The organism is Burkholderia pseudomultivorans (assembly GCF_902499075.1).
Classification (GTDB): domain Bacteria; phylum Pseudomonadota; class Gammaproteobacteria; order Burkholderiales; family Burkholderiaceae; genus Burkholderia; species Burkholderia pseudomultivorans.
In genome coordinates this window covers 384,689-403,960 of sequence record NZ_CABVPP010000001.1, presented here as the reverse complement: position 1 = coordinate 403,960, position 19,272 = coordinate 384,689, and the positions used below count along the sequence as shown (strand labels likewise).

Here is a 19,272-nt window from a genome sequence, read left to right as displayed (position 1 = left end):
CAAACTGTGGAACGGCGCGGCGTGCAGTCTTGCGGACAGCTTTCGATCGGCCGCGTCGCAGCGGAATTTAGAGCAAACGCTCGAATCCGGCGGCGCCGAAATTCACCTTGACGCTCGACGACGGGCGAGTATTCTTCCAATCCATAGCCATCGAGTTATGAATCAGGAATGCAATCCGCTCACGACATGTTGTTCCGGACGCTTGCCGATCCGACGCGCCGCGCGCTGTTCGAGCGGCTGTGCGAGGAAGGCGAGCTGACGGTCGCCGCGCTGACCGCTCGGGCGGGCGTATCGCAGCCGGCCGTGTCGAAGCACCTCGGCGTGCTGAAGCAGGCCGGGCTCGTCAGCGACCGCCACGCAGGCCGGCAGACGCATTACCGCGCGCAGCCGCGGGCGCTGGCTCCGCTGCTCGACTGGACGAGCCAGATGGCCGGCTTCTGGCAGAACCGGTTCGATGCCCTTGAAGATCTGCTCAACAGGATGGACTCATGAACCCAGCCTCTACCGAAACGCGCTCCGTCGTCGTCGAACGGGCGCTGCCGCATCCGCCGGAGAAGATCTGGCGCGCGCTCACGCAACCGCACCTGATCGAGGCGTGGCTGATGCAGAGCGATTTCGAGCCGGTCGAGGGCCGCGCGTTCAGTTTCCGCGCGGACTGGGGCGCGGTGGACTGCAAGGTCCTGACGATCGAGCCGCAGCGCACGCTGTCCTATACGTGGGCCGCGTACGGCCTCGACAGCGTCGTCACCTGGACGCTCGAGCCGACGCCGGACGGCGGCACGCGTCTGCGCATGGAGCAGGTCGGCTTCCGCGCGGACCAGGAGCAGGCGTACCGCGGCGCGCAGCACGGATGGGGGCGCTTCCTCGACGCGCTCGAACAGCTGCTGTCGCGTCCGGGCGAGGGCGCGGAGGCACAATCATGAGCGCGACGGACCCGAGCCCGGCGGAGCGCATCGATGCGCTGATCGCCGGGATTGCCGACTGGCGCGGCGATACGTTTGCCGAACTGCGCCGGACGATCCTCGACGCCGACGCGGGCATCGTCGAGGCATGGAAGTGGATGGGCAGCCCGGTGTGGGAGTGCGACGGGACGATCGCGGTCGCGAACGCGCACAAGGGCAAGGTGAAGCTGACCTTCATGCACGGCGCGCAGCTGCCCGATCCCGACGGACTGTTCAACGCGGGCCTCGACGGCAACGCGCGGCGTGCGATCGATTTTCTCGAAGGCGACCGGATCGACAGGCCGGCGCTGAAGCGGCTCGTTCGCGCGGCGATCGACTACAACCGTGCGCATCTGAAGAAGAATGCGCGCCCGGGCGGGAGTGCGGGCGCGAAAGCGCGCAGCCGCGACGCGGCGTAGCCCGCGCGATGCGACGGGCGGCAGCCCGTCCCGCCGCGCAGGAACGCAAAAAAAACGCCGACACGAGGTCGGCGCATCCAAATCGGCCGCAACCGCCGCGAGGCGGCTGCGGCACCTGCAAAAGCAGGGCGCTTACGCTGCGAGCAGCGAGCGCAGCACGAACGGCAGGATCCCGCCGTGCTTGTAGTAGTCGACTTCGATCGGCGTATCGATGCGCAGCAGCACCGGCACGCGCGTCGTTTCGCCATCCTTGCGATGGATCACGAGCGTGACGTCCTGCTGCGGCTTGAAGTCGTCGCCGAGGCCTTCGATGTCGTACGTTTCCTCGCCGGTGATGCCGAGCGACTGGACGCTGTCCGCGCCCTTGAACTGCAGCGGCAGCACGCCCATGCCGACCAGGTTCGAGCGGTGGATGCGCTCGAAGCTGCGTGCGATCACGGCCTTCACGCCGAGCAGCTGCGTGCCCTTCGCGGCCCAGTCGCGCGACGAGCCCGTGCCGTACTCTTCGCCCGCGAACACGACGGTCGGCGTGCCGGCGTCGACGTACTTCATCGCCGCATCATAGATCGACAGCTGTTCGCCGCTCGGCTGGTGGATCGTCAGGCCGCCTTCGACGCGCGTGCCGTCGGCCTTCGCCGGGATCATCAGGTTCTTGATCCGGACGTTGGCGAACGTGCCGCGCATCATCACGTCATGGTTGCCGCGGCGCGAGCCGTAGCTGTTGAAGTCGGCCTTCTGCACGCCGTTTTCCTTCAGCCACTTGCCTGCCGGCGAGTCTTCCTTGATCGAGCCTGCCGGGCTGATGTGGTCGGTCGTGACCGAATCGCCGAAGATGCCCAGCGCGCGTGCGCCCTTGACCGCCGCGATCGACTCGGCCGGCTCCATCGAGAAGTCGTTGCCGAAGAACGGCGGCTCCGCGATGTAGGTCGACTTCGGCCAGTCGTAGACCTGGCCCGATTCGCCCTCGATCTTGCTCCAGAGGTCGCCCTTCTTGGTCAGGTGCGCATAGTTCTTCTCGAACTTCTCCGGATCCAGCGCGAACTTGAGCAGCGACTGGATTTCCTCGCTCGACGGCCAGATGTCGCCGAGGTAGATGTCGCGGCCGCCCTTGCCCTTGCCGACCGGCTCGGTCATCAGGTCGCGCGTGATGTTGCCGGCGATCGCGTAGGCGACGACCAGCGGCGGCGACGCGAGGAAGTTCGCGCGGATGTTCGGGTGGATGCGCGCCTCGAAGTTGCGGTTGCCGGACAGCACGGCCGCCGCGACGATGTCGTTCTTCGTGATCGCTTCGTTCAGTTCCGGCGTCAGGTCGCCCGCGTTGCCGATGCAGGTCGTGCAGCCGTACGCCGCGACTTCGAAGCCGAGCTTCGCGAGATAGGGCAGCAGGCCCGTCTTCGTCAGGTATTCGGTGACGATGCGCGATCCCGGCGCGAGCGAGGTCTTGATCTTCGGATCGACCGTGAGGCCGGCTTCGACGGCCTTCTTCGCGAGCAGGCCGGCGGCCAGCAGCACGCTCGGGTTCGACGTGTTGGTGCACGACGTGATCGCGGCGATCAGCACGTCGCCGTTCTTCACGTCGACGCCGTTGCTCGTCGTGTACTGCGCGTCGAGCTCCTCCGCCTTCTTCGCGAAGCCGTTTTCCGCGACCGGCTTCGAGAACAGCTCGGTGAACGTCGACTTGACGTTGCCGATCTCGATGCGGTCCTGCGGGCGCTTCGGGCCGGCCAGCGACGGCGCGACCGTCAGCAGGTCCAGCGTCAGCGTCTTCGTGTAGTCGATGTCGCCGGCCTTCGGAATGCCGAACAGGTTCTGCGCCTTGAAGTAGTTTTCGAAAGCGGCGATTTCCGCCTTCGTGCGGCCCGTGCCCTTGAAGTAGTCGATGGTCTTCTCGTCGACCGGGAAGAAGCCCATCGTCGCGCCGTATTCCGGCGCCATGTTCGCGATCGTCGCGCGGTCCGGCAGCGACAGCGACTTCGTGCCTTCGCCGAAGAACTCGACGAACTTGCCGACGACCTTCTCCTTGCGCAGCATTTCGGTGATCGTCAGCACCAGGTCGGTGGCCGTCACGCCTTCGCGCAGCTTGCCCTTCAGTTCGACGCCGACCACGTCCGGCGTCAGGAAGTACACCGGCTGGCCGAGCATGCCGGCTTCGGCCTCGATGCCGCCCACGCCCCAGCCGACCACGCCGATGCCGTTGATCATCGTCGTGTGGCTGTCCGTGCCGACCAGCGTGTCCGGGTAGTACACGGTGTCGCCGCCGTCCGTCTTCTTGTGGACGCCGCGCGCGAGGTATTCGAGGTTCACCTGGTGGACGATGCCGACGCCCGGCGGCACGACCTTGAACGTGTCGAACGCCTGCATGCCCCACTTCATGAACTGGTAGCGCTCGTTGTTGCGCTGGAATTCCAGCTTCATGTTCAGGTCGAGCGCGTCCTTCTGGCGGAAGTAGTCGATCTGGACCGAGTGGTCGACGACGAGGTCGACCGGCACCAGCGGCTCGATCTTCTTCGGATTCTTGCCCGTGCGCTCCGCGACACCGCGCATGGCCGCGATGTCGGCGAGCAGCGGCACGCCCGTGAAATCCTGCAGCACGACGCGCGACACCACGAACGGGATCTCGTCGACGCGCTTCGCGGTCGGCTGCCAGTTCGCGAGCTGCTCGATGTGCTCCTCGGTGATCTTCTTGCCGTCATAGTTGCGCAGCACCGATTCGAGCACGATCCGGATCGACACCGGCAGGCGCTCGATCTTCGTCTTCAGTTCCTTGCCGAGTTGCGGCAGCGAGTAGAACTTGCCTTTGCCGGAACCGCTGTCGAATTCCTTGAGGGTCTTGTGGAGATTGTGGGCCATGGTGATTTTCCTGGGTTTAAGGCTAGGAAAGAAGAAGTCCTGTATCTGACGGCTATATCACATACAAGTCGACGTACTCATCGACCGGCATCGCTTCGAGCTTTGCCTGGTCCAGCGACACGTCGAGAATCGCTTGTTGCTGCTTGGCCGGGAAGCGGCGGGCGAGATTGGTCCTGAATTTGTCGACCAGCAGCGGGATGCCGTCCGCGCGGCGTCGCTGATGGCCGAGCGGATATTCGACCGCCACCTCGGCAAGCTTCGATCCGTCCGTGAACTCGATCGTCAGCGCATTCGCGATCGATCGCCGGGACGGGTCATGGTAATCCTTTGTGAACTGCGGGTCCTCGACGCACACGGTTTTCGCGCGCAGTGCGTCGATGCGCGGATCCGCGGCGACTGCGTCTTCGTAGTCGGCGGCGCTCAGCCGGCCGAACAGCAGCGGCACGGCGACCATGTACTGGATGCAGTGGTCGCGGTCGGCGGGATTCGCGAGCGGCCCCTGCTTGTCGATGATGCGGATCGCGGCCGCGTGCGTGCGGATCGTGATCCGGCCGATCTCGTCGGTCGTGCGGCCCGCCGCGGCGAGCTGCGCGTGCAGCTGCAGCGCGGCCTCGACGGCCGTCTGCGCATGGAATTCGGCGGGAAACGCGATCTTGAACAGCACGTTCTCCATCACGTAGGTGCCGTACGGGCGCTGGAAGCGGAACGGCTTGCCGTCGAACAGCACGTCGTAGAAGCCCCAGGTCTTCGCGGTGAGCGCCGACGGGTAGCCCATTTCACCCGTTTTCGCGATCAGCGCGAGGCGCACCGCGCGGGACGTGGCGTCGCCGGCCGCCCAAGACTTGCGCGAGCCGGTATTCGGCGCGTGGCGGTAGGTGCGCAGCGCGTGGCCGTCGACGAACGCGTTGGACACCGCGTTGATCAGCTCGTCGCGCGTGAGCCCGAGCAGCCGGCCGACGACGGCCGTCGACGCGACCTTCACGAGCAGCACATGGTCGAGCCCGACCGCGTTGAACGAATTTTCGAGCGCGAGGCAGCCCTGGATTTCGTGGGCCTGGATCATCGCGACCAGCACGTCGCGCATCGAAAGCGGCTTCCGGCCGGCCGCGACGGCCGTGCGGGACAGCCAGTCGGCCGTCGCCAGGATCCCGCCGAGATTGTCGGACGGATGACCCCATTCGGCGGCGAGCCAGGTGTCGTTGAAGTCCAGCCAGCGGATCATCGCACCGATGTCGAACGCGGCCTGGACCGGATCGAGCTGGAAGGACGTGCCGGGCACCTTCGCGCCGTTCGGCACGATCGTGCCGGGCACGACGGGACCGAGCAGCTTGGTGCAGGCAGGGTAGGACAGCGCCTCGAGTCCGCAGCCGAGCGTGTCGATCAGGCAATGACGCGCCGTCTCCAGCGCGAGTGCGCTGTCGATTGCGCCGGTATTCAGCACGTAGTCGACGATGTCGACGAGTACCGTATCCGGCGCAGGGCGGACGTTGGAGACCGGGGCGGACATCGGGGCGCCTGGGAGCCGGTTTAGTTCGTCGCCGGCTTCAGTTCGTTCGATTGCGTCGGCGCGGGCGTGCCTTGCGCCATTTCCGGCGTCACGCACTCGTCCGCGAGGCGCTCGCCGCCGTTCGCGTCGGTGAACAGCATCGCCTTGCTCGGGATCACGATCAGCTTGAAGCCCGCTGCCGGATCGTAGAACGTGTCCGCGCCGGTCGTCGTGGCCTGACGCGGCAGCTTGTAGTTCTTCTTCGCCCAGTGAACCGTGACGACCTGGTCGCGCTTCATGTCGCCGGCGAGGTCGAACGACAGGCCGTCCTTGCAGGACCACTTGACCGCGCCGTCCGGTACCGGATCGACCTTCGCGGCGGCACGTGCCTGAGCCTTCTTGCTGCGCGGGATGATGCGCTTGGCCGGCGCCGGGCGCTTGGCCGTCTTCTTCGCGGTCGTCGTGGACGTACCCTGTGCGAACGCGCTCGGAGCCGACACCAGCATCGTGGCGGACAGCGCGCCGATGGCGGTAGCGATCAGGAGTTTCTTCATGGAGTCAGAACCTTTCGATAATCAGTTGACAAGGGCCCGCAGCCCGAGGCTGCCGGCCGGTTTGAAACTGCACGCGCCCCGGAAGCGCGCAGCGGCCGCTATTTTCACCTATTTGGCCGCAGATATTTCAGGTTTTCGGGCTCCGTTACGTTTTTTGTCGTTTCTCGAACCGGCCGCCCGCTCGTGCTTCCGGCGGCGGCATGACAGCCGCGTGACGGCCGTGCCGGCGGCGCGCGTTCACGGCGCGCCGCCTTCCGCGGCCGGGCCGAACAGCGGTGCGGCCTCGGAAGGCAGCGGCTGGCCGGTGGCGCGTGCACGGCGCAGCACCGACCAGTAATAGCGGTAGCTCGCGCGGTCGTGCAGCGTGTCGCCGTGGCGCGTCGGTCCCCAGTCGGCGGCCTGCGCGGCCAGCAGGATCTCGGCGGCGAGCGCGACCTCGTCGGTGCGCGGCGCGAACGCGTCGACGATCGGCCGGATCTGCGCGGGATGGACGCTCCACATCCGCGTGAACGCGAACTCGTCGCGCGCGCGGCGCGCGTCGCCGGCCACCACGCCCATGTCGCGGACCTCGGTCGTCACGTTGTGCGACGGCGTCTTGCCGTGCGCGTGGCAGGCTGCGGCGATCTCGAGCTTCGCGCGGCGCACCAGCGGGTGCTCGAACTGGCCCGGCGAGCGCATCGCCGAATCGGGAATCGCGCCGTGGTGCGCGGACACGAAATCCATCAGCCCGAAGCTCAGCGTGCCGACCAGCGGCAGCGCGGCGAGCGCGGCGGCCTGCGCGAGCGCGCCGTGCGTCTCGACCAGCACGTCGACCGGAATCGGCCGCGCGATGCCCAGCTCGCGGCGGGTGCCTTCGATGAACGCGCACATCTCGGCCGCGTCGGCGGCGCTGGCGATCTTCGGGAGCGTGAGGTAGGCGGGCGGCTGCGCGGCACGCAGGATGATGCGCACGTCGTCGCGCCAGTGCGGGTGGGAAAAGTCGTGGAGGCGCGCGCCGACCCGCCCGAAGCGGTTCTCGGCGCTGCCGAGCGTCGCGGCGACCAGCTCCGCGTGCGCGGCTTCCTGGCCGACGGCCGCGCCGTCCTCGCAGTCGAGCGTGATGTCGAACACCGGGCCCAGTTCGGCCTGCAGCGCCAGCGACTTGCGCATCAGTTTCTCGCTGCCCGCGTAGTGATCGCAGCAGGGCAGGATCGCGGGCGGCGAAGCGCCGTCGTACAACACTTGTGCAGGAGTGAGCGCGGGCATCTCTTCTACGTCGAGGAAGCGGGTCAACGTGGCGAAAATCGGATTCGGGCGCGTTCTGGGCTGGCGCAGCGACGGCGCGGGGCGGCAAAACGTGTCCGGATCGGATCGTGCAGCCGGGGGCGGCGGTGTTGCCGGCCCCCGGCTGTCGGGCGGCCCGCAGGCCGCCCGGCGATGCGCGTGATGCGGTGCGCTTAGTTCTTCAGCAGGTGGGCGACGCCGTCACGCTCTTCGAGCAGCTCGGCCAGCGTGCCGTCCATCTTCTCGCGCGAGAACGCGTCGATCTCGAGGCCTTCGACGCGCTTGTACTCGCCGTTTTCGCAGGTGACCGGCACGCCGTAGATGATGTCTTCGGGGATGCCGTACGAGCCGTCCGACGGGATGCCCATCGTGACCCACTTGCCGTTCGTGCCGAGCACCCAGTCACGGACGTGGTCGATCGCCGCGTTGGCTGCCGACGCCGCCGACGACAGGCCGCGCGCTTCGATGATCGCCGCGCCGCGCTTGCCGACGGTCGGGATGAACGTGTTGCGGTTCCATTCGTCGTCGTTGATCAGCTTCAGCAGCGATTCGCCTTCGGCGGTCGCGAAGCGGAAGTCGGGGTACATCGTCGGCGAGTGGTTGCCCCACACGGCGAGCTTCTCGATCGATGCGACCGGCTTGCCAGACTTGGCCGCGAGCTGCGACAGCGCGCGGTTGTGGTCGAGGCGCAGCATCGCCGTGAAGTTCTTCTTCGGCAGGTCCGGCGCCGACTTCATCGCGATGTACGCGTTGGTGTTCGCCGGGTTGCCGACGACCAGCACCTTCACGTCGCGGCTCGCGACTTCGTTCAGCGCTGCGCCCTGAACCGTGAAGATCTCGGCGTTCGCCGACAGCAGGTCCTTGCGCTCCATGCCCTTCGAGCGCGGACGTGCGCCGACCAGCAGCGCGACGTCGGCATCCTTGAATGCAACCTTCGGATCGTCGGTGATCACGACGCCCGCGAGCAGCGGGAACGCGCAATCGTCGAGTTCCATCACGACGCCTTTGACGGCGGCTTGGGCTTGCGGGAGGTCGAGCAGTTGCAGGATGACCGGCTGGTCCTTGCCGAGCAGGTCGCCGTTCGCGATGCGGAACAGCAGGGAGTAAGCGATTTGACCTGCGGCGCCGGTGACGGCAACGCGCTTTGCGGGCTTAGCCATTGAAAATCTCCAGGACGGGTGAAGCGTGGGACGCTAGCGAAAACGCCATTCTATGCGCGTTGTGCGTAGCGTTGCATTGAAGCAGGGCGGAGGACTCGCGATGGCAGACGCGGTGAACCTGGAGACGGCCGTGGCACGTAGCCGGGGACGCGCTTCTTGCACCCGCGAACCCTTGCTCGACCCGGAGTGTAGGAGCCGTGACGTGCAAAGTCAAACAGTATCATATGTCTTATATAAGACAGATGTTTTGCTGAATTTGAGTGGACGGAAAAGCGCGGTTTGTGATGAAATGCGCGCCATGACATCGAACCAGGCGAATAACGCGAATCAGACCGGCGCAGGCGGCCCAGGGCAGCCGGGCGCGTCCGATGCCGCGCCGACGCCTGCGGCTTCGCCGTCGCCGACATTCAGTCCTTTATACCAGCAGATCAAGTCGTTGATCACGCAGAGTCTCGAATCCGGCGAATGGAAGCCGGGCGAGATCATCCCGAGCGAAGTGGAGCTTGCCGCCCGTTACAAGGTCAGTCAAGGCACCGTGCGCAAGGCGATCGACGAACTGGCCGCGGAAAACCTCGTGGTCCGGCGGCAGGGCAAGGGCACGTTTGTTGCGACGCACAATGAGGATCGCGCGCAGTTCCGCTTCCTGCGGCTGCTGGCCGACGACGGCGCCGAACACGCGCACGTCAGCCGCCTGCTCGAGTGTCGGCGCCTGCGCGCGCCGGCCGAGATCGCGCGCCAGCTCGACCTGAAGCCGGCCGATCCGGTCGTGCAGGTGCGCCGGCTGCTTGAGTTCGAGGGCGAGGTGACCGTGCTCGACGAGATCTGGCTGCCCGGCGCGATGTTCCGCGGGCTCACGTTCGAGCGGCTCAGCGAATACAAGGGCCCGCTCTACGCGATGTTCGAGACGGAGTTCGGCACGCGGATGATCCGCGCGACCGAGAAGATCCGCGCAGTGGCGGCGGAGCCCTCGGTGGCCGACCTGCTGCACGTGCCGGCGGGCTTCCCGCTGCTGTCCGTGGAGCGCGTGTCCTATACATACGGAGACCGGCCGGTCGAGGTGCGACGCGGCTGGTATGTCACAACCGGGTACTACTATCAGAACGACTTGAGCTGACGACGTATCGGCACAAGCGGCGTGCGTTTGCGCTTCCCATGTTCGCGAAGCACGTTTCGGGCCGCCTTTTGTTATTGTTCGCGCAACTATCCAGAGCAGACTTTCGCTGCAGCGCGATATAAAAAGGCGCTAAAATTGCGGATTAGTGTGACAACATAGTAGGGGTCTAGCATGACTGACGCAGTAAGAAAACCGAGGCCGGAATACCGGAACATCGGATTCGGCGACATTACGATGAAATATCGCATGCCGCTGGCAGCGAAATTGTCGATCCTCCATCGAGTCAGCGGTGCGCTGCTGTTCCTGTTCCTTCCGTTCCTGCTGTTCCTCTTCGACCAGAGCCTGACGTCCGAGCTCAGCTTCGAAGTCTTCAAGGCCTTCCTTTCCAACATCGTCGTCAAGCTGATCGTCCTCGCGCTGTCCTGGGCGTTCTTCCACCATTTCTGCGCCGGCATTCGCCACCTCCTGATGGACGTCAACCACGACGCCGTCTCGAAGGAAAGCGGCAAGCGGACGGCAGTCGTCGTCTTTGTCGTCTCGATCGCACTGACGATCGCCATGGCACTCAAACTGTTCGGAGCATTCTAAGAAAATGGCAGCCAATAACCGAATCGGCTCGAAGCGCCTCGTCGTCGGCGCACACTACGGCCTGCGCGACTGGCTCGCGCAGCGCGTCACCGCCACGATCATGGCGGTCTACACGGTCATTCTGCTCGTCCTGTTCTTCGGCGCGCACGACTTCTCGTACGAAGGCTGGGCATCGATCTTCTCCGCGCAATGGATGAAGCTCGCGACCTTCGTGACGCTGCTTTCCCTCTTCTACCACGCATGGGTCGGCGTGCGCGACATCTGGATGGACTACGTGAAGCCCGTCGGTGTGCGCCTGCTGCTGCAATCGCTGACCATCGTCTGGCTGCTCGCATGTGCGGGCTATGCCGCGCAGATTCTCTGGAGAGTGTAAAGAATGGCTGCAATCAAAACTTCCCTCCCGCGTCGCAAGTTCGACGTCGTGATCGTCGGCGCGGGCGGCTCCGGCTTGCGCGCAGCGCTGCAACTGTCGCGCGCGGGCCTGTCGGTCGGCGTGCTGTCGAAGGTGTTCCCGACCCGTTCGCATACGGTGGCCGCGCAGGGCGGCATCGGCGCGTCGCTCGGCAACATGAGCGAAGACAACTGGCATTTCCACTTCTACGACACGATCAAGGGCTCCGACTGGCTCGGCGACCAGGACGCGATCGAATTCATGTGCCGTGAAGCGCCGAACGTCGTGTACGAACTCGAGCACTTCGGCATGCCGTTCGACCGCAACGCGGACGGCACGATCTACCAGCGCCCGTTCGGCGGCCATACCGCGAACTACGGCGAGAAGCCGGTCCAGCGCGCCTGCGCGGCCGCCGACCGTACCGGTCACGCGCTGCTGCACACGCTGTACCAGCAGAACGTCGAGGCGAAGACGCAGTTCTTCGTCGAATGGATGGCGCTCGACCTGATCCGCGACGCGGACGGCGACGTGCTCGGCGTGACGGCGCTCGAAATGGAAACGGGCGACGTCTACATCATGGAAGGCAAGACGACGCTGTTCGCGACGGGCGGCGCAGGCCGGATCTTCGCGGCGTCGACCAACGCGTTCATCAACACCGGCGACGGCCTCGGCATGGCCGCGCGTTCGGGCATCGCGCTGCAGGACATGGAGTTCTGGCAGTTCCACCCGACCGGCGTGGCCGGCGCGGGCGTGCTGATCACCGAAGGCGTGCGCGGCGAAGGCGGCATCCTGCGCAACGCGAACGGCGAGCGCTTCATGGAGCGCTACGCGCCGACGCTGAAGGATCTGGCGCCGCGCGACTTCGTGTCGCGTTCGATGGACCAGGAAATCAAGGAAGGCCGCGGCGTGGGTCCGAACAAGGATCACGTGCTGCTCGACCTGTCGCACATCGGCGCCGAGACGATCATGAAGCGTCTGCCGTCGATCCGCGAAATCGCGCTGAAGTTCGCGAACGTCGACTGCATCAAGGAGCCGATCCCGGTCGTCCCGACGATCCACTACCAGATGGGCGGCATCCCGACCAACATCCACGGTCAGGTCGTCGGCACGTCGCGCGATCACAAGGAACCGGTCAACGGCTTCTATGCGGTGGGCGAATGCTCGTGCGTGTCCGTGCACGGTGCGAACCGCCTCGGCACGAACTCGCTGCTGGACCTCGTGGTGTTCGGCCGTGCTGCCGGCAACCACATCGTCGAGCACGTGAAGAACCAGAAGGAACACAAGCCGCTGCCGGCCGATGCAGGCGAATTCTCGCTGGCGCGCCTGAACAAGCTCGACAAGTCGAGCTCGGGCGAATACACGCAGGACGTCGCGAACGACATCCGCGCGACGATGCAGAAGCATGCAGGCGTGTTCCGCACGTCGGCGCTGCTGAAGGAAGGCGTCGAGCAGATGGCCGGCCTGAAGGCACGCGTGGACAACATCCACCTGAAGGACAAGTCGAAGGTGTTCAACACCGCGCGCGTCGAAGCGCTCGAGCTGGAGAACCTGATCGAGGTCGCCCGCGCGACGATGGTGTCGGCCGAGGCGCGCAAGGAAAGCCGTGGCGCACACGCACACAGCGATTACGAGCACCGCGACGACGAGAACTGGCTGCGTCACACGCTGTGGTACAGCGAAGGTGACCGCCTCGACTACAAGCCGGTTCAAATGCAGCCGCTGACGGTCGAGTCCGTGCCGCCGAAGGCGCGTACGTTCTAAGCCGAATCAAAGGAATCTGAAATGGCAAAACGCATTTTTGAAGTCTACCGCTACGATCCGGACAAGGACGCAGCGCCGCGCATGCAGACGTACGAGCTCGAGCTCCAGCACGAGCGCATGCTGCTCGACGCGCTGGTCAAGCTGAAGGCCGTCGACGAGACGCTGTCGTTCCGCCGTTCGTGCCGCGAAGGCGTGTGCGGTTCGGACGCGATGAACATCAACGGCAAGAACGGTCTCGCGTGCCTGACGAACCTGAACGACCTGCCGCAGAAGATCGTGCTGCGCCCGCTGCCGGGCCTGCCCGTCGTGCGCGACCTGATCGTCGACATGACGCACTTCTTCAACCAGTACCACTCGATCAAGCCGTACCTGATCAACGACGCGCCGCCGCCGGAGAAGGAACGCCTGCAGTCGCCGGAAGAGCGCGACGAGCTCGACGGCGTGTACGAGTGCATTCTGTGTGCGAGCTGCTCGACGTCGTGCCCGAGCTTCTGGTGGAACCCGGACAAGTTCGTCGGCCCGGCCGGCCTGCTGCAGGCTTACCGCTTCATCGCGGACAGCCGCGACACGGCGACCGGCGAGCGTCTCGACAACCTCGAAGATCCGTACCGTCTGTTCCGCTGCCATACGATCATGAACTGCGTCGACGTCTGCCCGAAGGGCCTGAACCCGACGAAGGCGATCGGCAAGATCAAGGAACTGATGGTCCGCCGTGCGGTTTAAGGTCGAGATGAGCGACAACGCCCATCAATCCGACCCGCACCGCCGCGCGCGTCTTCGCTGGCGCGCGCGGCGGGGTCTGCTGGAGAACGATCTGGTTTTCGAGCGTTTCTTCAGCAGATACGAGCATGACCTCACCGATGCAGACGTAGGCGCGTTGTCGCGCCTGCTCGATCTGAGCGACAACGACCTGATGGACTTGCTGCTTGCTCGCAAGGAACCAGAAGGCGACCTAGACAGCCCCGATGTTCACCGGCTGTTGGAGATGCTGCGCAACGTGTAACCGCGTTACGCCCGTTATCGAATCCCGTTTCTTTATTTCGATTGAGGATGTGCCATGACTCCGTCTGATGTTAAAGCCACGCTATCGTTCAGCGACAACTCGCCGAGCGTCGAACTGCCGATCTACAAGGGCACGATGGGCCCGGACGTAATCGACATCCGCAAGCTGTACGGCCAGACCGGCAAGTTCACGTACGACCCGGGCTTCATGTCGACGGCTTCGTGCAATTCGGCGATCACGTACATCGACGGCGACAAGGGCGAGCTGCTGTATCGCGGCTACCCGATCGACAATCTCGCGCAGAATGCCGACTTCCTCGAGACCTGCTACCTGCTGCTGAAGGGCGAACTGCCGAACGCCGCGCAGAAGAAGGAATTCGTCGACACCGTCACGAAGCACACGATGGTGCATGAGCAGATGCACTTCTTCTTCCGTGGCTTCCGCCGCGACGCGCACCCGATGGCGATCCTGGTCGCCGCGGTCGGCGCGCTGTCCGCGTTCTACCACGACTCGCTCGACATCAACGACCCGCGTCACCGTGAAGTGTCCGCGATCCGCATGATCGCGAAGCTGCCGACGCTCGTCGCGATGGCCTACAAGTACAGCATCGGTCAGCCGTTCGTCTATCCGAAGAACGACCTGTCGTACAGCGCGAACTTCATGCGCATGATGTTCTCGAACCCGTGCGAAGAGTACAAGGTCAACGACGTGCTGGTCCGCGCACTCGACCGCATCCTGATCCTGCACGCCGACCACGAGCAGAACGCATCGACGTCGACGGTCCGCCTGGCCGGTTCGTCGGGCGCGAACCCGTTCGCATGTATCGCGGCCGGTATCGCGTGTCTGTGGGGCCCGGCGCACGGCGGTGCGAACGAAGCCGCGCTGAACATGCTCGAGCAGATCGGTTCGCCGGACAACATCCCCGAATTCATCAAGCAGGTGAAGGACAAGAATTCGGGCGTGAAGCTGATGGGCTTCGGCCACCGCGTGTACAAGAACTACGACCCGCGTGCGAAGCTGATGCGCGAGACCTGCTACGAAGTGCTGAACGAACTGGGCCTGCACGACGACCCGCTGTTCAAGCTCGCGATGCAGCTCGAGAAGATCGCGCTGGAAGACGAATACTTCGTGTCGCGCAAGCTGTACCCGAACGTCGACTTCTACTCGGGTATCGTGCAGCGCGCGCTGGGCATCCCGACGTCGATGTTCACGTGTATTTTCGCGATGGCGCGTACGGTCGGCTGGATCGCCCAGTGGAACGAAATGATCGCCGATCCCGAGCAAAAGATCGGTCGTCCGCGTCAGCTGTTCATCGGCGACACGCCGCGCGAAGCGAAGCCGCTCGACGCACGTTAAGCCGTGCGCGGCGCGAACGGCCGGCAAGGCCGTTTGCGTCGGGCGAAGCGCAACGCCAGACACCCCGGCGGGTCATTCCGCCGGGGTGTTTTTCATTTGCGCGGCGCGCGTTCCAGCGACGGCGGCCGCGTATCGAGCGCCGGCGTGTCGCCGCCGGGCGCGTGGCCGTGCTGCATGAAGAACTGCCGGTACGCGCCGGGCGTCATGCCGCGCGCGGCGAGGAACTGGCGGTTGAAGTTCGCCGGATTCGGAATCCCGCAGCGCGCGGCGACGGTCGCGACCGCCAGTCGGTGCCGACCAGATGGCGGCACGCGTGGGCGATTCGCAGCCGCTGCACGTAGCGGCCGACGCTTTCGCCGAGGTGCCGGACGAACAGCCGCTGCAGCGTGCGTTCGGACATGTGCGCGACGGCGGCGAGCGCGTCGATTCGCAGCGGCTCGTGGAAATGCCGGTCGATCGTGTCGAGCACGCGGTCGAGCCGCTCGGCTTCCGGCGCGGGCGTGTCGGCAGGGCGCGACGGCGCGTCGGAGCGGCCGTACGCGTGCGCGGTCGCGAGCGGTGCGCCGCCGGCGTCGGCGAGGTCGGCGAGCGTGTCGAGCGCCGCCGCGAGCCGTACGCGCGGCGACGGCGCGAGCAGGGCCGGCAAGCGGGCACGCATCGCGCGCGCGGTATCGGCGTCGAACTGCAGGCCCGGCGCCGCGCGCCGCAGCAGCGAGCGCAGCGGCGCGTACTCGGCACAGCAGTCGGCGAGCCGCCGCACCCAGTCGCCGTCGAACCAGACGACGAGCGCGACTTCCGGTGCAGCGGGATCGATGCGCGCATTCGACGCCCAGGTATGCGGCAGGTTCGGCGGCACGAGCACGAGGTCGTCGTCCGCATAGGCGGCGACGTGGTCGCCGATGAAGCGCCGGCCGCGGCTGTTGAGCGTCAGCGTCAGCTCATACTCGGGATGACGGTGCCATTCGAACGGAATGCGCGCGAGCTGGCGGTGATACACGCGGATCGAACAGCCGGGCGCGAAGGTCACATGCTCGTACTGCGGTTTCATCGCGATCTCCGGACGAAAGCGGGCGTCGTGCCGTGGCATGATCGTTGCCGATCTCACGACGGAGCGAAGCCGATGTTTTCACATATTTGCGTGGGCGTCAGCGATACCGCACGCGCCTACGATTTCTATGCGCCGCTGCTTGCGGAACTCGGGCTGCGCCTGAAATTCCGCGAACCGGACGGCTGGTGCGGCTGGATGCCGGCCGACGCCGACCGGCCGCTGTTCTTCTTCGGGCTGCCGCTCGACGGCCGCGCGCCTGCGCCGGGCAATGGTCGGACGATCGCGTTCGACGCGCCGACGCGGGCGTGCGTCGATCGCTGCCATGCGCTCGCGCTGCAGTCGGGCGGCACCTGCGAAGGGCCGCCGGGCCTGCGCCCGCACTATCACGCCGACTATTACGGCGCCTATTTTCGCGATCCCGACGGCAACAAGCTCTGTGTCGTCTGCCATCGGCCCGCATGACGCGCGGTTGTCAGGATTGTATCGATGATTGACCGGATCGACGTGAGGAACGGCCGGGCGTCGCCCTAAGCTGGCATCACATTCCAATCCGATTCGGAGACAACGATGCCACTGACGATCGACGATGTGCCGGCCGCGATTCGCGCCGCGAAAAGAACGCTGCGCGCCGGCCTGCCGCGCTACGCGGCGACGTTCCGCGAACTGGCGGGCGACATCGCGAGGCAGGTCGACGCGATTCGCACGGCGCATGCGCACCGGCAGGACGTGATTCCGGTGCTGCCGTTTTCGGACATCGCGCAGGGCCGCGTCGATCCGCGCGCGATCGACGCGATCCGCACGCGCGGCGCGGTGGTGATCCGCGGCGTGTTCGATGCGCGGCAGGCGCGCGACTGGAACGACGAAATCGGCGCGTATCTCGACGCGAACCGTTTCACCGAGCGGCTGCATGCGCGCGCCGAAGACCGCTACTTCGGCAATCTCGCGTCGGGCAAGCCGCAGATCTACGGCGTTTACTGGTCGAAGCCGCAGGTGGCCGCGCGCCAGTCGCCGGCGCTCACGCAGGCGCGCGTGTTCCTGAACCGGCTGTGGCGCGGCACGGACACGCATTTCGATCCCGACCGCGTGCCGGCCTATGCGGACCGGATCCGCCGCCGGCCGCCCGGCTCGACGTCGCTCGGGCTGTCGCCGCACGTCGACGGCGGTTCGGTCGAGCGCTGGCTCGGCCCGCAGTTCCGGCAGGTCTATCGTCACGTGCTGGCCGGCAACTGGCGCGACTACGATCCGTTCGACGCGGCGTTCCGGCCCGATGTCGAGGAGATTCCGTCGCCGGCCGTGTGTTCGATGTTCCGCACGTTCCAGGGCTGGACCGCGCTGACGCCGCAAGGGCCCGGCGACGGCACGCTGCAACTGATCCCGGTCGCGAATGCGATGGCCTACGTGGTGCTGCGCGCATTGCAGGACGACGTCGCCGACGACGACCTGTGCGGCGCGCGTCCGGGCCGCGCGCTGTCGATCCTGCCCGAATGGCATGCGCTGCTGCTCGACGCGCTGGTGCCGATCCCGCATATGGAACCCGGCGACGCGGTGTTCTGGCACGGCGACGTCGTGCATGCGGTCGAGGATGCGCATCGCGGCAGCGGCGACAGCAACGTGATGTATATCGCGGCCGCGCCCGGCTGCGCGAAGAACGACGCGTACCTGCGCCGCCAGCTGCCGGCGTTCGTCGCCGGCGAGAGTCCGCCCGATTTCCCGGTCGATCATTTCGAGGTCGCGTTCGACGGACGCGCGGCGGCCGGCGACCTCACCGCGCTCGGCCGCGCGCAGATGGGGTTCGAACCGTCGGCGTGAGCGGCGCGCGCGGCGGAAACGGTTGTCTGCCGAATCCGTTGCGCGCCGTGTGCAATTCGACGCAATCGGCTGTCGGCGCGGCCGAAATCGACGCGAATTGCGCAAATTGGCTTCCGATAATGGTCCGGACACAACGCAGCCGCCTCGTGCGCCGCACGGGGCGACCCAGACCATGGAGGAGTCGATGCAATTCACGCAAGCGATCGTTCGCCGTCCCGCGCCGTCCTGCGGCGCGGGCCTGACCACCGCCGAGCTCGGCGTGCCCGATTACGACAAGACGCTCACGCAGTTCCACGCATACTGCGACGCGCTGCGCCAGCTCGGCGTCGAACTGACCGAGCTGCCGCCGCTGGAAGCCTTTCCCGATTCGCACTTCGTCGAGGACGTCGCCGTCGTGACGCCGGAATTCGCGGTGATCACGCGCCCCGGCGCGCCCGCGCGGCGCGGCGAGACCGCGCATATCGAAGCGGCGCTCGGCGCGCATCGCGAACTGCTGCCGATGCGCGACGGCCGGCTGGACGGCGGCGACGTGATGCTGGTCGGCAAGCGCTTCTACATCGGCCTGACCGGCCGCACCGACGCCGACGGCATCGCGGCGTTCGAGTCGCTCGTATCGCGCTACGGCTATACGGTCGTCGCGGTGCCGGTCGGTGCCGGCCTGCACCTGAAGTCGGTCGTCAACGCGCTCGGCGACGACACGCTACTGGTCACCGAAGCGCTGGCCGCGCATCCGGCCTTCGCCGACTATCGCCGGATCGCGATCTCGGCGGCCGACGAATACGCGGGCAACACGCTGCGCGTAAACGGCACGCTGATCACGCCGGCCGGCTATCCGCGCGTGCACGACGCGATCGCGACGCTCGGCCTGCCGCTGCACGTGATCGATACCAGCGAGTTCCGCAAGATGGACGGCGGGCTGACCTGCCTGTCGCTGCGGTTCTAGGATCCCAGGCGGCTGGCGCGCGGCCCGCTTCGGCCGGATAATGTGGCCCCCGCGCGGAACGGGAGACGTTCCGCGCCCGAGCCACGACCCGACCGGAGCGACCGCGGATGACCGACAAGAAAATGCAGCTCGACAAGATCGATCTCCGGATCCTCGACATCCTGCGCACCGACGGCCGGATCTCGTACCGCAAGCTGTCGGAGCTCGTGAACCTCACGCCGCGGCCGTGCCAGGCGCGCGTGGAGCGGCTCGAGGCGCTCGGCGTGATCGCCGGCTACCGCGCGGTGATCAACGCGCCGCGCGCGACCAAGCCGATCGTCGTGATCGCGCAGATCGTGCTGGCCGATCACGGGCGTTCGCAGGCGCCGTTCGAGGACGAGATGCGCGCGAATCCGGCCGTGCTCGACTGCTGGCTGGTCAGCGGCACGTTCGATTTTCTCGTGCGGCTCGCGTGCGAGGACCTCGACGAGTACCGGCGAATCGCGAACGCATGGCTCGACAGTCCGCGCTTCCGGATCGAGAAGATCGTGACGACGGCCGAGTTGCAGGCGATCAAGCGCAGCGTGGTCTGACGCGGCGCGGCGGC

19 protein-coding genes and 1 pseudogene are annotated in these 19,272 nt (G+C 66.3%); 14 read left to right on the top strand and 6 right to left on the bottom strand.

From position 1 onward, the window contains the following. Positions 1 to 168 precede the first annotated feature (168 nt). From BST28156_RS01760 to BST28156_RS01750, 3 genes are read left to right on the top strand one after another with little or no spacing between them, the layout of a single operon-like run. Positions 169 to 492 carry an ArsR/SmtB family transcription factor gene (locus tag BST28156_RS01760; RefSeq protein WP_059518189.1) on the top strand — a complete coding sequence of 108 codons (324 nt, stop codon included), beginning with the start codon at positions 169 to 171 and terminating at the stop codon, positions 490 to 492. Continuing rightward, positions 489 to 923 (top strand): SRPBCC family protein, encoded by a 435-nt coding sequence (locus BST28156_RS01755; protein WP_174901289.1) that lies wholly within the window; start codon positions 489 to 491, stop codon positions 921 to 923. The genes BST28156_RS01760 and BST28156_RS01755 overlap by 4 nt, the downstream gene beginning before the upstream one ends. Next, a complete protein-coding gene (locus tag BST28156_RS01750; protein ID WP_040129874.1) occupies positions 920 to 1,360 on the top strand; it encodes a DUF1801 domain-containing protein in 441 nt (146 codons plus the stop codon). Before BST28156_RS01755 ends, BST28156_RS01750 begins: the two co-directional genes overlap by 4 nt. Positions 1,361 to 1,492: 132 nt before the next feature. On the opposite strand, the gene acnA is transcribed toward BST28156_RS01750, so the two are convergent. The 5 genes from acnA to BST28156_RS01725 all read right to left on the bottom strand — a co-directional run bounded on the left by acnA (position 1,493) and on the right by BST28156_RS01725 (position 8,673). Next, entirely contained in the window at positions 1,493 to 4,210 is a 2,718-nt protein-coding gene (acnA, locus tag BST28156_RS01745; protein WP_060242976.1) for an aconitate hydratase AcnA, read from the bottom strand. A 52-nt stretch (positions 4,211 to 4,262) separates the two neighbouring features. Continuing rightward, positions 4,263 to 5,717: a bifunctional 2-methylcitrate dehydratase/aconitate hydratase gene (locus tag BST28156_RS01740; protein ID WP_174901288.1), complete on the bottom strand. Its 1,455-nt coding sequence runs from the start codon at positions 5,715 to 5,717 to the stop codon at positions 4,263 to 4,265. 20 nt (positions 5,718 to 5,737) lie between these two features. Beyond that, on the bottom strand, positions 5,738 to 6,250 hold the full coding sequence (locus tag BST28156_RS01735) for a hypothetical protein (RefSeq protein ID WP_060242980.1): 513 nt from the start codon (positions 6,248 to 6,250) through the stop codon (positions 5,738 to 5,740). Between the two features lie 237 nt (positions 6,251 to 6,487). After that, entirely contained in the window at positions 6,488 to 7,495 is a 1,008-nt protein-coding gene (locus BST28156_RS01730) for an HpcH/HpaI aldolase/citrate lyase family protein (protein ID WP_174901287.1), read from the bottom strand. A gap of 191 nt (positions 7,496 to 7,686) precedes the next feature. Beyond that, positions 7,687 to 8,673: a malate dehydrogenase gene (locus tag BST28156_RS01725; protein ID WP_040129868.1), complete on the bottom strand. Its 987-nt coding sequence runs from the start codon at positions 8,671 to 8,673 to the stop codon at positions 7,687 to 7,689. A 289-nt stretch (positions 8,674 to 8,962) separates the two neighbouring features. Here BST28156_RS01725 and BST28156_RS01720 point away from each other — a divergent pair, with 289 nt between their 5' ends. From BST28156_RS01720 to gltA, 7 genes are all read left to right on the top strand, one after another. Beyond that, positions 8,963 to 9,787 (top strand): GntR family transcriptional regulator, encoded by an 825-nt coding sequence (locus tag BST28156_RS01720; protein WP_174901370.1) that lies wholly within the window; start codon positions 8,963 to 8,965, stop codon positions 9,785 to 9,787. 171 nt (positions 9,788 to 9,958) lie between these two features. After that, complete coding sequence (sdhC, locus tag BST28156_RS01715) at positions 9,959 to 10,375, top strand: succinate dehydrogenase, cytochrome b556 subunit (RefSeq protein ID WP_009690690.1); 417 nt, start codon at positions 9,959 to 9,961, stop codon at positions 10,373 to 10,375. 4 nt (positions 10,376 to 10,379) lie between these two features. Beyond that, on the top strand, positions 10,380 to 10,748 hold the full coding sequence (gene sdhD, locus BST28156_RS01710) for a succinate dehydrogenase, hydrophobic membrane anchor protein (RefSeq protein ID WP_006399546.1): 369 nt from the start codon (positions 10,380 to 10,382) through the stop codon (positions 10,746 to 10,748). Positions 10,749 to 10,751: 3 nt separating this feature from the next. Then, positions 10,752 to 12,527, top strand: coding sequence for a succinate dehydrogenase flavoprotein subunit (sdhA, locus tag BST28156_RS01705; RefSeq protein WP_060242987.1), 1,776 nt, complete (start codon positions 10,752 to 10,754; stop codon positions 12,525 to 12,527). Between the two features lie 21 nt (positions 12,528 to 12,548). Continuing rightward, a complete protein-coding gene (locus BST28156_RS01700; protein WP_060242989.1) occupies positions 12,549 to 13,250 on the top strand; it encodes a succinate dehydrogenase iron-sulfur subunit in 702 nt (233 codons plus the stop codon). Between the two features lie 7 nt (positions 13,251 to 13,257). Further along, the gene (locus BST28156_RS01695; RefSeq protein WP_060243255.1) at positions 13,258 to 13,530 is read left to right on the top strand and encodes an FAD assembly factor SdhE; all 273 of its coding nucleotides are present in this window, start codon (positions 13,258 to 13,260) and stop codon (positions 13,528 to 13,530) included. A 54-nt stretch (positions 13,531 to 13,584) separates the two neighbouring features. After that, positions 13,585 to 14,886: a citrate synthase gene (gltA, locus tag BST28156_RS01690; protein WP_009690695.1), complete on the top strand. Its 1,302-nt coding sequence runs from the start codon at positions 13,585 to 13,587 to the stop codon at positions 14,884 to 14,886. 92 nt (positions 14,887 to 14,978) lie between these two features. Here gltA and BST28156_RS01685 read toward each other — a convergent pair. After that, a pseudogene (locus BST28156_RS01685) lies at positions 14,979 to 15,934 on the bottom strand (helix-turn-helix domain-containing protein). A gap of 72 nt (positions 15,935 to 16,006) precedes the next feature. Here BST28156_RS01685 and BST28156_RS01680 point away from each other — a divergent pair. From BST28156_RS01680 to BST28156_RS01665, 4 genes are all read left to right on the top strand, one after another. Next, the gene (locus BST28156_RS01680; RefSeq protein ID WP_060242991.1) at positions 16,007 to 16,396 is read left to right on the top strand and encodes a VOC family protein; all 390 of its coding nucleotides are present in this window, start codon (positions 16,007 to 16,009) and stop codon (positions 16,394 to 16,396) included. Positions 16,397 to 16,501: 105 nt separating this feature from the next. Beyond that, positions 16,502 to 17,743 carry a DUF1479 domain-containing protein gene (locus tag BST28156_RS01675; RefSeq protein WP_174901286.1) on the top strand — a complete coding sequence of 414 codons (1,242 nt, stop codon included), beginning with the start codon at positions 16,502 to 16,504 and terminating at the stop codon, positions 17,741 to 17,743. A gap of 184 nt (positions 17,744 to 17,927) precedes the next feature. Beyond that, positions 17,928 to 18,686, top strand: a complete 759-nt coding sequence (locus tag BST28156_RS01670; RefSeq protein WP_174901285.1) for a dimethylarginine dimethylaminohydrolase family protein — start codon at positions 17,928 to 17,930, stop codon at positions 18,684 to 18,686. A gap of 107 nt (positions 18,687 to 18,793) precedes the next feature. Continuing rightward, positions 18,794 to 19,258, top strand: coding sequence for an Lrp/AsnC family transcriptional regulator (locus tag BST28156_RS01665; protein WP_009695398.1), 465 nt, complete (start codon positions 18,794 to 18,796; stop codon positions 19,256 to 19,258). The last annotated feature ends 14 nt before the right edge of the window (positions 19,259 to 19,272 follow it).

Coding starts and splice junctions, on each gene's coding strand:
- BST28156_RS01760 (WP_059518189.1), top strand. CDS start 169: ATGCAATCCGCTCACGACATGTTGTTCCGGACGCTTGCCGATCCGACG.
- BST28156_RS01755 (WP_174901289.1), top strand. CDS start 489: ATGAACCCAGCCTCTACCGAAACGCGCTCCGTCGTCGTCGAACGGGCG.
- BST28156_RS01750 (WP_040129874.1), top strand. CDS start 920: ATGAGCGCGACGGACCCGAGCCCGGCGGAGCGCATCGATGCGCTGATC.
- acnA (WP_060242976.1), bottom strand. CDS start 4,210: ATGGCCCACAATCTCCACAAGACCCTCAAGGAATTCGACAGCGGTTCC.
- BST28156_RS01740 (WP_174901288.1), bottom strand. CDS start 5,717: ATGTCCGCCCCGGTCTCCAACGTCCGCCCTGCGCCGGATACGGTACTC.
- BST28156_RS01735 (WP_060242980.1), bottom strand. CDS start 6,250: ATGAAGAAACTCCTGATCGCTACCGCCATCGGCGCGCTGTCCGCCACG.
- BST28156_RS01730 (WP_174901287.1), bottom strand. CDS start 7,495: ATGCCCGCGCTCACTCCTGCACAAGTGTTGTACGACGGCGCTTCGCCG.
- BST28156_RS01725 (WP_040129868.1), bottom strand. CDS start 8,673: ATGGCTAAGCCCGCAAAGCGCGTTGCCGTCACCGGCGCCGCAGGTCAA.
- BST28156_RS01720 (WP_174901370.1), top strand. CDS start 8,963: ATGCGCGCCATGACATCGAACCAGGCGAATAACGCGAATCAGACCGGC.
- sdhC (WP_009690690.1), top strand. CDS start 9,959: ATGACTGACGCAGTAAGAAAACCGAGGCCGGAATACCGGAACATCGGA.
- sdhD (WP_006399546.1), top strand. CDS start 10,380: ATGGCAGCCAATAACCGAATCGGCTCGAAGCGCCTCGTCGTCGGCGCA.
- sdhA (WP_060242987.1), top strand. CDS start 10,752: ATGGCTGCAATCAAAACTTCCCTCCCGCGTCGCAAGTTCGACGTCGTG.
- BST28156_RS01700 (WP_060242989.1), top strand. CDS start 12,549: ATGGCAAAACGCATTTTTGAAGTCTACCGCTACGATCCGGACAAGGAC.
- BST28156_RS01695 (WP_060243255.1), top strand. CDS start 13,258: ATGAGCGACAACGCCCATCAATCCGACCCGCACCGCCGCGCGCGTCTT.
- gltA (WP_009690695.1), top strand. CDS start 13,585: ATGACTCCGTCTGATGTTAAAGCCACGCTATCGTTCAGCGACAACTCG.
- BST28156_RS01680 (WP_060242991.1), top strand. CDS start 16,007: ATGTTTTCACATATTTGCGTGGGCGTCAGCGATACCGCACGCGCCTAC.
- BST28156_RS01675 (WP_174901286.1), top strand. CDS start 16,502: ATGCCACTGACGATCGACGATGTGCCGGCCGCGATTCGCGCCGCGAAA.
- BST28156_RS01670 (WP_174901285.1), top strand. CDS start 17,928: ATGCAATTCACGCAAGCGATCGTTCGCCGTCCCGCGCCGTCCTGCGGC.
- BST28156_RS01665 (WP_009695398.1), top strand. CDS start 18,794: ATGACCGACAAGAAAATGCAGCTCGACAAGATCGATCTCCGGATCCTC.